The sequence below is a fragment of the Actinoallomurus sp. NBC_01490 genome (genome assembly GCF_036227085.1).
GTDB classification, from domain to species: Bacteria; Actinomycetota; Actinomycetes; order Streptosporangiales; family Streptosporangiaceae; genus Actinoallomurus; species Actinoallomurus oryzae.
On record NZ_CP109433.1, the window covers coordinates 3,709,248 to 3,722,020 of the forward strand.

Annotated in this window: 9 protein-coding genes and 2 pseudogenes; 3 read left to right on the forward strand and 8 right to left on the reverse strand. The window is 70.7% G+C overall.

Features of this window, described 5'->3' with window-relative positions; all coding sequences use genetic code 11:
• Positions 1-5: 5 nt before the first annotated feature.
• The 4 genes from OG417_RS17785 to OG417_RS17800 form a co-directional block, all read right to left on the reverse strand.
• Positions 6-1,487, reverse strand: coding sequence for a glycoside hydrolase family 3 protein (locus tag OG417_RS17785; RefSeq protein ID WP_329256899.1), 1,482 nt, complete (start codon positions 1,485-1,487; stop codon positions 6-8).
• Between the two features lie 165 nt (positions 1,488-1,652).
• A complete protein-coding gene (locus OG417_RS17790) occupies positions 1,653-2,495 on the reverse strand; it encodes a carbohydrate ABC transporter permease (protein ID WP_329256902.1) in 843 nt (280 codons plus the stop codon).
• Positions 2,492-3,466 (reverse strand): carbohydrate ABC transporter permease, encoded by a 975-nt coding sequence (locus tag OG417_RS17795; protein ID WP_329256905.1) that lies wholly within the window; start codon positions 3,464-3,466, stop codon positions 2,492-2,494. Before OG417_RS17795 ends, OG417_RS17790 begins: the two co-directional genes overlap by 4 nt.
• Positions 3,467-3,475: 9 nt before the next feature.
• Positions 3,476-4,762, reverse strand: a complete 1,287-nt coding sequence (locus tag OG417_RS17800; RefSeq protein ID WP_329256908.1) for an extracellular solute-binding protein — start codon at positions 4,760-4,762, stop codon at positions 3,476-3,478.
• A 206-nt stretch (positions 4,763-4,968) separates the two neighbouring features.
• Here OG417_RS17800 and OG417_RS17805 point away from each other — a divergent pair, with 206 nt between their 5' ends.
• The 3 genes from OG417_RS17805 (at position 4,969) to OG417_RS17815 (ending at position 8,974) form a co-directional block, all read left to right on the forward strand.
• Positions 4,969-6,150: an ROK family transcriptional regulator gene (locus OG417_RS17805; protein ID WP_329256911.1), complete on the forward strand. Its 1,182-nt coding sequence runs from the start codon at positions 4,969-4,971 to the stop codon at positions 6,148-6,150.
• A gap of 122 nt (positions 6,151-6,272) precedes the next feature.
• Positions 6,273-7,985 (forward strand): serine/threonine protein kinase, encoded by a 1,713-nt coding sequence (locus OG417_RS17810; protein WP_329256914.1) that lies wholly within the window; start codon positions 6,273-6,275, stop codon positions 7,983-7,985.
• Between the two features lie 62 nt (positions 7,986-8,047).
• Positions 8,048-8,974 (forward strand): hypothetical protein, encoded by a 927-nt coding sequence (locus tag OG417_RS17815; protein WP_329256916.1) that lies wholly within the window; start codon positions 8,048-8,050, stop codon positions 8,972-8,974.
• Between the two features lie 121 nt (positions 8,975-9,095).
• On the opposite strand, the gene OG417_RS17820 is transcribed toward OG417_RS17815, so the two are convergent.
• The 4 genes and pseudogenes from OG417_RS17820 to OG417_RS17835 all read right to left on the reverse strand — a co-directional run bounded on the left by OG417_RS17820 (position 9,096) and on the right by OG417_RS17835 (position 12,754).
• Positions 9,096-10,133 (reverse strand): questin oxidase family protein, encoded by a 1,038-nt coding sequence (locus OG417_RS17820; RefSeq protein ID WP_329256919.1) that lies wholly within the window; start codon positions 10,131-10,133, stop codon positions 9,096-9,098.
• A gap of 107 nt (positions 10,134-10,240) precedes the next feature.
• A pseudogene (locus OG417_RS17825) lies at positions 10,241-10,464 on the reverse strand (aldehyde dehydrogenase family protein); the annotation flags it as partial.
• Positions 10,465-10,493: 29 nt separating this feature from the next.
• Positions 10,494-10,628, reverse strand: a pseudogene (locus OG417_RS17830) (IS5/IS1182 family transposase); the annotation flags it as partial.
• Between the two features lie 1,565 nt (positions 10,629-12,193).
• Positions 12,194-12,754, reverse strand: coding sequence for a GrpB family protein (locus OG417_RS17835; protein ID WP_329256922.1), 561 nt, complete (start codon positions 12,752-12,754; stop codon positions 12,194-12,196).
• Positions 12,755-12,773: the final 19 nt, after the last annotated feature.

Below are 12,773 nucleotides of genomic sequence, written 5' to 3' on the forward strand. Positions count from 1 at the left end.
CCCGATTATCCCGCTTCGGATGAGGTGATCGGGCCACCCGCCTCCGATTCTTCACCGATCAGTCCGATGATTTCGGCCGCCGCACGGGCGTTCGCCCGAGTCGCGCCGTAGGTCGCGACGTACGCGGACGCCTCCGGGCGCCACACCGGCAGGCCCATCTCCACCACCACGGCGTCGGACCGCGCCGTCACCAGCGCGGAGACCAGCGTGCGGTGCCCGGCGTAGCGGTGCGCGTCGCGTACGACGATGACGAGCGGACGTCCCGTCGCGCGGGCCAGCAGCTCGCCCGGGTCGGCCGCGTCGGCGTCGACCGGCAGGGCGTCCGGCACCCAGGGCGAGAACCCCCACGGCACCGGGCCGACCGCGATGTTGGACGGCGCCTGCAGCTCCAGCACCAGCGGGCTCGCCGACACCGACGGCGAGCCGGTGACCCGTACCGCCCGGCGCGCCGCCTCCAGCCCGACGGCGCGGTCCACCTCGGCCGTGCGCGGTACGGCGAGCCAGGCCCGCAGGGCCGCGACCCGCTCCGCCGACCGTTCGAGGCGTTCGCCGGACAGCCGCCCCTCGCGTACCGCCTCCATGATCCGCTCGCGGATGGCGTGCACGCTGTCCTCGAACTCCTTGGAGCCGAGGCAGAGCAGGTCCGCCCCCGCGTCGAGGGCGCGCACCGCCGCCTCCGGGATGCCCATCGCACCGCTGGCCGCCCGCATGTCGAGGGCGTCGGTCACGACGACGCCCTCGTACCCGAGCGTGCCGCGCAGCAGCCCCTCGATCGCGGCGGAGGAGAAGGTGGCCGGCGCCGCCCCGGTGAGCGCCGGCACCCGGATGTGCGCCGTCATGACCGACTGGACGCCGGCCTCGATCGCCGCGCGGAACGGCACCATCTCGCGGCGTTCGAGCAGCGGCAGGTCCGCGTCCACCGTCGGAACCTCCAGGTGGGAGTCCTGCGAGGTCGCGCCGTGACCGGGGAAGTGCTTGGCGCACGCCACGATCCCGGCCTCCTGCAGGCCCGACACCGCGGCGGTGATGTGCCGCGCCACCAGTTGCGGATCCGAGCCGAACGCGCGGGTGCCGATGATGGGGTTGTCGTCCGCGGTGTTGACGTCCGCGGACGGGGCGAAGTCGAGGTTCACGCCCGCGCCGCGCAACTCCGCCCCGAGCGAACGGTGCACCCGCCGCGTGACGGCGGGGTCGTCGAGGGCGCCGAGCGCGGCACTGCCCGGGTACGGGCTGCCCGTCTCGTGCGCGAGGCGGGTCACGTCGCCGCCCTCCTCGTCGATCGACACCAGCGGGTCGGCCACCTGCCGCATCCGCGCGGTGAGCGCGGCCAGTTCGCCCGCTCCCGGCACGTTGCCGTTGATGGCGAACAGGGTGACGCCGCTCACGCCCCGCTCGAGCCCCTCCAACACCCAGCGGGGCGCGGCGGCGCCGGGGAACGGCACGAGCAGAGTGGCGTTGACGAGCCTCTCCAGAGACAGGTCGCTCATCGGTCGCTCACCGTTCCTCTTTCCATTAGCGGCTTCGTCCGCTCACTCATGAGCCCTCCTTCGTCGGAGGAGAGACCGGGCACGCGTGTTCTTTGATTCGTTCGCTCCGCTCACTCATTGATCGCTCAATCTCTGTACGTGCCCGGCGACGCTGTCGCGGTGCGGTCATCCCTTCACCGCCCCGGCGACCAGCCCGGACACCATGCGGCGCTGGACGACGAGGAAGAAGGCGATGACCGGCAGCGTGAGCAGCGTCGACGCGGCCATGATCGGGCCCCAGTCGTTGCCGGACCGGCCGAAGAAGAACTGCAACATGATCGGCAACGTGGCCTTGTCCTGGTCCTTCAGGAACGTGTAGGCGAAGATCAGTTCGTTCCACGCCGTGATGAAGGAGAAGATGCTGGTCGCGACGAGGCCGGGCGCGACGAGTGGCAGCAGGATCCGGAAGAAGGTCCGGATCGGTCCCGCCCCGTCGAGGGCGGCGGCCTCCTCCAGCTCCCGCGGCACCGCCGCGACGAAGCCGCGCAGCATCCACGTGCCGAACGGCAGCGCGAACCCGATGTACACCACCATGAGACCGATCAGGCTGTTGAGCAGCTCCAGCCGCTTGAGGTCGATGAACATCGGGATGACCAGCGCCTCGCACGGCACCATCTGGACCACGAGCAGCACAATCAGGAACGTCGTACGGAACCGGAAGCGGTACCGGGCGACCGCCGTCGCGGCCAGTAGCGCGAGCAGCCCGGACACCAGCACCGTCCCGACCGCCACCGCGAGGCTGTTGACGAAGTAGTGCCAGAACGACACGCCGGCGATGCCGCCGTTGAGCACGAAGTCGAAATGGCGCAGCGTCGGATGGAACGGCACCGGGTGCGGGGTGGAGCTGAAGATCTCCTGGTTCGGCTTGAACGCCGTGGAGACCATCCAGAACACCGGGAAGGCCGAGACGACGAACACCGCGATGCCGGCGGTGTTCAGCGCGATCCGGCGGAGCCTGCGCGACCTCATGCGACTCCCTCCTGACGGACGATCATCCGGGTGTGGACGGCGGTGACGATCAGCACGAGCACCGTGAGGACCATGGCGATCGCCGAGCCCAGGCCGTACTTGGCGTTCAGCGAGCCGAACGCTTCGGAGTAGCCGTACAGCGAGAGGTTGAACGAGTCGCTGTTGGCGAGCCCGGACAGGACGAACAGCTGGGTGAACACGCGGAAGTCCCAGATCACCGACATGGTCAGCAGCACGCCGAAGACGGGCCGCAGCAGCGGGAAGGTGATCTTCCAGAAGGTGTTCCAGGCGCTCGACCCGTCCACCCTGGCCGCCTCGTACAGCTCGCCCGGCACCGTCCGCAGCCCCGCCAGCACCGAGACGGCGACGAACGGGAAGGACATCCACACCACGCAGATGGTCAGCACCGTGTAGTCCGGCAGCGGGGAGGAGAACCAGTTGTAGTTCTGCCAGCCGCCGCCGACGAGCCAGTTCGGCAGCAGGTCGAGGAACCACCCGACCAGGCCGCCGGTGGTGCCGAACAGCCAGGCGAAGATGACCGCCGCGGTGACCGGGGGCGTCGCCCAGGCGATGAGCACGCCGCCCGCGACGAACGCGGACATCCGCCGTCCGAGGCGGTTCAGCAGCAGGCCGACGAGCGTGCCGACGACCAGCGTGGCGGCGACGGCGACGGCCGCGAACAGGAGCGTGTGCCGGAGCGCCGCCCAGAACTCGTCGTCGCCGAGGATCTGGCGGTAGTTGTCGAGCCCGACGTTCTCCGCGGGCTCGCCGCGGAGCTGGCGGAGGCCGACCTTCTGGAACGACATCCGCGCGATCTGCGCCACCGGCCAGATGAGCAGCACGGCGATGGTGACGAGCGCCGGCAGGATCAGCAGGTACGGCCCGAAGCGCGGGCGGCGGCGTGCGGGCCGTGCCGGGCCGGACGAGGTCCGGCCCGGCGGGCGCCGCACCGTCTGGACGGTGTCGAGCATGCGGACCCCTTACTGGTTGAGCAGGGTCCCGGCCTGCTCGTCGGCCTTCTTCAGCTCATCGTCGGCCGACTTGCCCTGCATGATGGCCTTGACGGCGTTCGGCAGCACCTTCTTGGACCCCTCGTAGTCGGCCCACCCCTTGCTCGTGGGGGTGAACTTCACGCCGGAGGCCGCGGCCTGCGCGAACGGGCCCATGATCGGGTCGCTCTGGTACGCACCGCTCTGCAGGATGTCGGTGAACTGCGGCAGGAACTTCAGCGTGTCGGCGAACGCCTTGGAGTTCTTCTTGCTGTCCAGCGTGGTCAGGTAGTCGAACGCGACGTCCTTGTACTTGCTGTCCTTCCAGACGGCCAGGTCGGAGCCGCCGGAGAACACCGGGGCGAGGCCGCCGGTCTTGCCGGGGATCGGGAAGACGCCCCAGTTCTTCTCGTCCTTCTTGTTGACCTTCTCCAGCTGGGGGAGCGCCCAGCTGCCGTCCATGTACATGCCGATCTTGCCGAGGGCGAAGTCCTGCTGCGGGCCCTGCAGCTCGTTCTTGCCGACGTACTTGTCCGGCGCGACCTTGTCCTTGGTGACCAGGCCCGCGTAGAACTCGATGGCCTCCTTGGCCTGCGGCTGCTCCAGGGTGCCGACCCACTTGTCGCCCTGCTTGGTGGCGACGTCGCCGCCGTTGGCCCACACGAAGCTGAGGATGCCGTTGGTGAAGTCGCTCGGCGCGGCGATGCCCGGCACATGCTTCTTGTCCTGGATCGTCTTTGCCGCGGTCACGAGGTCCGCCCAGGTCTTGGGCGGCTGGATGCCCAGCTTGGTGAACCAGTCCTTGTGGTACCACACGGCGCGCACGCCGCCGTACCACGGCACGGCGTAGGTCTTGCCGTCGAGCTGGTCGTTGGCGAGGGCGTTCTTGCTCAGGGTCTTGCCCTCGGCCCAGGAGTTCACCTTGTCGGTGACGTCGGCGAAGGCGCCCTGCTCGGCCCAGGACTGAACGTCGGTGTTGCCGACCTCGGTCACGTCCGGACCCGAGCCGCCGGCGATCGCGGTCTGGAACTTCTGCGTGGCCTGCGGCCAGGGGATGTACTGCACCTGCACCGCGGTCTTCGGGTGCTTCTGGTGGAACTCCGCCGCGACGCCGTCCAGGAACTTGGTCTGCTCGGGACTGCCGTCACCCATCTGCCAGACGACGATCTTGGCAGGGTCCGCGCCCTTGGCGTTGTCGTCGGCCTTCTTCTTGCCGCCGCAGCCGGTCACGGCCACGGCGAGCGCAACGGCCGCCGCGGCGGCCCTGGTGTACCTCACAATGGAACTCCCTTCGGTACCGCCCGACCGTGGTATTCATGCGTCATGCCGTACGCGCGGTCGCGGGGGCGCCTGCCTACATTCGGGGCTGCGGGTCTGCCGGATTATGGGGGAGGGGACTGCGTGAACTACTGTGGCCTAAACTAACAGGAAAGTTTCCTAACCAAGAAGAGCCGTTAGCGGATCGAGATGGAAGGTGGCCGGAGATGGCGAGTCGCCCGGGGACGCCAAGGCTCCTGCGCGAACTGAATGACAGATCCGCGCTGGATCTCCTGGTGAGCTCGGGGCCCCTCACGCGTACGCAGATCGGGGAGCGCACGGGGCTGTCGAAGGTGACCGCGTCCCAACTGCTGTCCCGGCTCGAACAACGCGGTCTGGTCGCCGTCGTGGGCGAGCAGGCCGGAGGCCGTGGCCCCAACGCCGCGCTGTACGCGGTCGTCCCCTCCAGCGCGTACGTGGCCGGCCTCGACGTCGGCCCCCACGGCGTCACGGCGGGCATCGCCGACATCACCGGCCACATCGCCGCCGAGATCACCGTCGAACCGGGCGACGACGCCGTCTCGCTGGTGCACAACGCCGTGGTCAAGGCGTGCCGCACCGCGAAGGTGCCGCTGGCCAAACTGCACGCCCTCGTCATCGGCACGCCGGGCGTCGTCGACCCGCGCACCGGCGACGTGCAGTTCATCTACGACCTGCCGCACTGGCACGCGGGCGTCCTGGAGGCGCTCCGCCGCGACCTGCGCCTGCCCGTCGTGATCGAGAACGACGTCAACCTGGGCGCGCTCGCGGAGAAGGAGTGCGGCGCCGCGCGCGACGTGGACGACTTCGCCCTGGTGTGGGCCGACCGCGGCCTGGGTCTCGCGGTCGTGCTCGGCGGACGTCTGCACCGCGGCTTCTCCGGCGGCGCCGGTGAGATCGGTTACCTGCCGGTCCCGGGCGCGGCCCTGCCGGAGAAGGACACCGAGTCGGTCACCTGGGGGATGCCCGCGCTGGGCGGCGGCCTGGGCGCGCTCGCGGGCGCGGACGCCGTACGTGACCTGGCGAGGGAGCACGGCTTCGACGAACCGACCGCCACCGAGTGCGTACGCGCCGCGGCCTCGGCCGGAGCGTCGGGCGGCCCGTTCCTGGACGCCCTGGCGACGCGGCTGGCGTACGGGGTGGCGTCGGTGACGATCGTGCTGGACCCGGAGCTGATCCTGATCTCCGGCGAGCTCGGCCGGGCCGGCGGAGAACGCCTGGTCGGCCGGATCCAGGACGCCGTGGGCCGCATCTGCCCGACCAGTCCCCGGGTGGCCCTGAGCCAGGTCGTGGGCAATCCGGTGCTGAAAGGCGCCCTGCTGGCCGCGCTGGACCGTGCCCGCGACGACGTGTTCTCCAGCGGGAGCTGACCCTCTTCGCGCGGCTCCTCGGAAGGGTGACCTGCGGCACGGGTCGGAGGTAGTCGCCCCCTGTGACGGAGGGCGTTGATAGGTTCTCCGGGCGTCCAAATGTCGCGCTTGGGAGGCCGCCCGTGGTGAACGTCCAGCCGCTCGGCGACGGGGATCCCCGTCGTCTGGGGGACTACGACGTGACCGGCCGGCTCGGAGAAGGCGGGCAGGGCGTCGTCTACCTGGGCCGCGGCGCGGCCGGCCAGGTCGCCATCAAGCTGCTGCACGCCCAGCTGATCGAGGACGAGCCGGCCCGCGCCCGCTTCGTACGCGAGGTGGAGGTGACCAAGCGGGTCGCCCGCTTCTGCACCGCGCAGGTCCTGTCCGTCGGGATGGCCGGAGACCGCCCGTACATCGTCAGCGAGTACGTGCCCGGCCCGTCGTTGCAACGCCTGGTCCGCGACGAGGGCCCGCGCCGCGGGTCGGCACTCGACCGGCTGGCGGTCAACACCGCGACCGCCCTGGCCGCGATCCACCAGGCGGGGGTCGTCCACCGCGACTTCAAGCCGGGCAACGTCCTCATGGGCCCGGACGGCCCGGTCGTGATCGACTTCGGCATCGCCCGGGCCCTGGACGCCAGCGGCACCATGACGAGCGCCGTCAGCCAGGTCGTCGGCACCCCTGCCTTCATGGCACCGGAACAGCTCGCCGAGGGCACGATCGCCCCGCACACGGACATGTTCGCGTGGGCGGTCACGATGGTCTACGCGGCGAGCGGCGCGCCCGCCTTCGGCCACCGCTCCATCCCGCAGGTGATCAACCGCATCCTCCACGCGGAGCCGGACCTCGGCGCCCTGGACGGCCGCCTCCGCCCCGCCGTGGCCGCGTGCCTGTCCAAGGACCCGTCTCGGCGCCCCACGGCGCGTCAGCTGATGGACGAGCTGATGGGCCACAACGTGTCCCGGAGCGGGAATCCCGGCGCCGCCGGCCCGTCGGCACCGAGCACCGCCCCGGCGAGCCGCACCACGGCCGACCCGGCGGGTGCCGGCGGGCTCGGTGCGGCCGGGCTGGGTGCGGCCGGAATCGGTGGAGCCGGCGGGGTCGGGAGTGGTGGAGCCGGGGCGACCGAGCGGATGCCGTCTCCGGGCTCCCCGACGGGGAACGGCATGCCCGGGCCCCGGCATCCCGGGGCGACCATGCGGCTTCCCGCCGCCGGTCCCGCCCCGGCGGCCGGACCCGTCTCCCCCGGTGGGCCGGGCACCGGCTTCCCCGGTCCTCCGGGCTCGCCGGACCGGCGGCCCCGGCGCAAGGGCCGTACCGGCCTGGTCATCGGCGCGGTGGCGGCGGGGCTCATCGTCCTGGGCGCCGGCATCGGCGCGCTGGCCGCCACGAACGACTCGGACGGCGGCGCCCCCTCGAACACCGCCGCCCCGCCGCCGACTCAACGAAGCTCCCACCACCCGGTGAGGAGCCGTACTCCGTCGCCGTCCCGTACGCCCTCGCGGCACCCGACTCCCCGGAAGACCGTCCGCGCCAACCCGTACAAACCCCAGCGTCTGTGCGGCAGCGGCTACCGCGTCATCGAGACACACGGGCTGGGAGAGGCACGGGCCTACCTGCTCTACAACGCGAAGGCCGGCACCAACTGCGTGGTCACCATGGTGCCGCGCTCGTCGGGCAAGGTCTTCTTGAGCGCGTCGCTCGTGGTCAAGGGCGGAAGCCGGGAGAGCCGATCGGGCTCCTTCCCGTTCTACGCGGGCCCGATCCGTCTGCCGGCACGCGGTAAGTGCGTGATGTGGGGCGGTGCGTCGAAGACGGCCAAGTGGACCAGCGGCTGGAGCCACTGCGGCAAATGAACGGCCGTCTCCTCGGTCCGTGTGGGTGATGTACGAGCAGCGATTGATACCGTCTCGTTTCCATGATCGCTGAGCTCGTGGATCGCGTCCTGTCCGGCGACGACGACGCCGCCTGGGAACTGGAAGAGGCGACCGAGGACGACCTCGCGGTACTACGGCCCCACCTCGTACGGCTGCTCGACGCGGACGTCTACCTACCGGAGAGGATGTTCCGCGCGGCCGGAGAGGATGTGCAGCGCGAGGCGGTCGCGCGGATCGACATGGGCGGCACCAGGAACTTCCAGCTGTTCCGGGTGCTCGCCGAAACCCGTGGCCCGGTGGTCGAGTCGGCCTTCGTGAGGTGGCGGAAGGAGCCGCCGCCCGGCATCGAGGCGGGCGTCCTGGCGTCCTTCCTGGCCGGCTCCGGCTGGGACTTCGACGATGACGGACGCGCTCGCGAGATCTGTGGCACGACGGCGTACGGGCTGGCTCCCGCGGGGACGACGGCGCCGTCATCCGACCGCTGTCCATGGTGCGGTGGCGAGTTGTGGACCGCCCTCGACGTCGACACCGCCGACCCTCGGGTCGCCGGCGCGCTCGCCCACACGTCGTGGCGGGGTCGCCTGCGGATCGTCACCTGCTTCCTCTGCGCGCTCCATGGAACGAGATACGTGGAAGTGACCCCTGACGGCGGAGCGGCCTGGTCCGCGTACACCGGCGAACCCCCGGACGGGAGGGTCCTGGTGGCCGAGCCGCCGCCGCGGGTCCGGCTCACCCCGGGCGAGCAGCTCCCCGACCTGCATTTCGCCGGCGGGTCCGCGCTCGGCGGCCGGCCGTGGTGGCTCCAGGATCCCGAATATCCCGCCTGCCCGGCCTGCGGGAAGGTGATGGCGTACGTCGGCGACGTGGCCCCGTCGGACGTCCTGGCGAATGACGTCGCGGAGGGTGCCATCTACCTCTTCCTGCACACCCCCTGCGGGCTCGCCGCCGTGGTCGCCCAGAACGACTGAACGCCGCGGGCACTGCCAGGACCGGTTCCGTTGGGGACCACCGTCCGCAGTTCACCCCTGCCGGGGCGGCGCTTCGCCCATTCGAACCGGCGCCGACGGTGCCCTTATCGGGGGCGCTCGGTCAAGGCTCGTCGATCAGCTCGGTCGCGCGAACGACCGCGGCGAGCGTGTCGGGGTGGCCCGTGCGCTGGTGGACGTCGAGGCAGGTGTCGGCGAGCTTGATGACGTGTTCGTCCTGATGGCGGACGGCCCGGTCGAACACCTCGTCCGCCGACTCCGGGGCGGTGGGCAGGCTGTGGCGGGGCGTGGGTGCCGCGGGGGTGTAGGCCGCGGTCACCGCCGCGCTGGCCGCCCAGGCCGCGTGCAGGCTCGGGATCCACTGGGCGCGGGGAAGCGCCGGCAGCGTACGCAGGACGGCCATGGGCGCGGTCGCGGCGTGAACCAGCATGACCGCCGAGCCGTGGGCGTTCGGCAGGTAGTGCAGGGCGGCCGCCGTCGTCAGCTCGGCCAGCAGGTCCCGGGCCTGCCCGGCGTCGGTGGCGGGCCGGAGCGCGGCGAGCGCGGTCGGCCAGCCGGCCAGGTCGGTGAGCTGACCGAGCCGATGGTTGATGCCCGCCTTCTGGTCGGGAACACGCGGAACGGCGCCGAGAGCGGACGCCGGACCGGCGGTTCCGGACGGGACGGCCGACGGGACCTGCTGCCAGCGCGCCGCCCAGTAGCCGAGGGCCTGACCGAGCTCGGCCAGACGCGGCCCGTCCTCGTGGTCCAGCAGAGCGTGGACCGCGTGACCGGTACGGATCACGCCATGGGTGGCGCCGGCCGCGATACCGGGCAGAAGCCGCGGCCACCACGTCTCCAGCACCGTACGCCAAGGCCGTTCGGTCACCTCACGCTCGAAGAACACCAACCAGTCACCGAGACGGTGCGGATCGCCCAGCGCCGCACGCCAGCCGTCTTCGGTGACGGGCGAGGTGGCGCGTGGCAGTTCGTCCAGCCGCCGGACGTACCGATCCAGCCAGCGGTGTACCTGGCGCGCGTGTCCGCGCCTGACCATGGATTCCACCGCCATGGGACCGTGGTTGGAGAGCCAGCCTTCGAACTCCGGCCCGGTCCGATGCAGCCGTTCGTACGCCTCGTCGAGTGTGCCATCGATGCTCATACGACCTGACGCTAACCACGCGCTGACCTGCGATCATCGGCTCAGAGACCGAACCGTCTTCCTCCATCGGGCGTAGGGCTCCCCGCCGACCTCCCTGGCCGCACTCCGGACGCTGACCGAGTCGATCGCGCACCCTGGCGTGTGGATCCGGTGACGGAGACCATCCGCGGAATCCGGCGGACCACGAGTCGCCGCCGGTGCCGCGGTCGCCGCAGACGACGTTGAGCACGCCGGGCGAGAGGAGTTCGGCCGCGATCTCGTCCGGCACCAGCGTCGTGACCGGTGTCGTGTCGGAGGGCTTGAGCCCGACGGTGTTGCCCGCCGCGAGCGCCGTATCCGATACAGCTCGGCCCACACTCAGGCGACGCTTCCCCCGGCGAACCTCCGGCAAACCGTCCACCAGGACGCCTCGAAGACCGGTAGGAGCTGCCTCCAGGCGCAGCCCGATGTCGCGCGCGCCACGAACACGATCGCTGCCAGCACCTGCCGATCGCCGGTTGCGCCGGCGCCGCGACGTTCACCGGTCTGGTCGGCCTGTGCTCGGCACATCTGCGCCGCGCGTGTCGGCCTCGGCCGCCGCCTTTGTGTCCGTGTCCCACCGCTGGCGGGGTCCGAACACCGACCGACGCGCCGCGGTGCCCCACGCGCGGTCGAAGTTGGTCAGCAGTGCGTCCACCGGCGGATCCGGGCACGTTCCGGTGGATCAGCGTCGGCCTGGGCGGCACGGCTCCGGAACAACTCCCACGGCTCGTCAGGGAACCAGCCGCTCCGCCATCGACGCGGCAGAAACCCTACAGACCACGCCGAATGAAACGACATCTAACGAGCTGCGCGACCTTGGCGCCGACGAACTGCTCCGTATCGACGTCAGGGGCTGCGTGGTGGCGGTGCCGACGAGCCGATCGACTGCACCGCCACCTACTTCGTCGAGACCCGATCGCAATAGCGAAGCCACCCGATGGGCAACCGTAATTCGGCACACGCCCGAACGGGGGGATGCGTCACGCGTCTTGATGCGGCCCAAGGCCGTCACGAATCATCGGACATCCACCGTCGAATCACCTCTGATCCTGCTAATGCTATTTGGTGCTTACGCTTGCCTTGAGTGTGCCTACTCTGCTTTCGATATTCGTTACATGCGAGCTATCGCGCAGCCGGTATGGACCCAGGTGAGCCCCAGGCGGGCGATGTGCTGACCGATGAGCACCGGGCCCTGACACAGCGGACACCGACTGGCCCTACGAGCCTTCCTGGTCCTGTTCGCAATGATCATCCGGCCGCCTGGGCACGATCGGAGATATGTCGGTACGGTTGATTGAGCCTCGTTGGTATTCGAACGGGAATGGCTAAGTCGGCTGAACCGAACCCTGGATATTCATACGTCGAATTCGCTGAGGCTGCCATCGCGCCTTCTCCTCTCCTCGTTGAAGGAAAGAATATCCGGCCGCGCCGGCATTTCGAGATGTGAATGCCAACCTGTGGATAACCCCGTTGCCGAGGAACCCGGTGAGATGGCGGCCGTCCCTGGAGGAGCCGCACGGGATTGAGGGCACAGGCGATGCGCCGGCGGTGGAGGAGATCTCCGGAGATGCCGCCTCCGGGGCAATGGTGCTCGGTCGGCCGTCGACGCGTCCGACGGTGAAGTGGGAGGGCGGGTGCGCGCGTAGGTGGGCTTCGGGGACGGGGGAATCCGGCGGCGTGCGGCGTGCGGCGTGCGGCGTGCGGCTTCGGTGCGCGGTGCGCGGCTTGCGGTGCGCGGCGTGCGGCGTGCGGCTTCGGTGCGCGGTGCGCGGTGCGCGGTGTGCGGCTTGCGGTGCGCGGTGCGGAGCGTGGTGACTGGTGGGGGATTGTTCGCCGGCTCACCGTGGGGCGTTCGGGGGTGAGGCGGGACGGCGGGTGTGGACGGCTTATGTGCGGAGCCGGAGACTTCGGGGAGTCGGCGGGAGTCGGCGGCCTGCGGTCGTCTGGCCAGTGGGGGCTCGTCATGGGCGCTGCACCCGCGAGTACGGACTCTCCCACCGCATGCCACCAGGCCGAACCGAAAACGGCCGGCCGCCGTACTAGCGGGGAAGCTCCTTGTGTGACGGCACCTGGTTGCCATCGATCGACGCCCGCTCAGCCTCGCTCATGCCGCCCGCCGCGAGAATCCTCTGAAGGACCGCGTTCTTGCCGCGGCCATACTCGTCGATATCCGCCGCCGTCGCAGCGACCCGCTTCTTCACCGCGGCGTACTCCTCCCGCAGCGCGGCGCTGGAGCGCAGCACGTCGCGCACGCACAGGTGATTACGCAGCGACAGCGACCCCTCTACGATCACGTAGGTGCTGGTGCCCGTCAGCCGGGCCGGCTCCTTGAACGCCCACCGCTGCGGGATCCCCAGTTCTCCCAGCGGCCTGAAACCGAGCCCTACCAGCACCGCCGCGGCGGACTCGACATCCGCCGGTGCGACGACGATGTCGCAATCGATGATCGGCTTGGCGGCCAGGCCGGGCACCGACGTACTGCCGACGTGCTCGATCGCCACGACTGGCACACCGGCCGCCGCCATCGCCCGCGCGTACTCCTGCCGCAGAGCCTCGAACCGCCGCGGCCAGGCAGAGTCATAGTCGACGACCGTGATCACTCACAGCAGCCTAACGGCG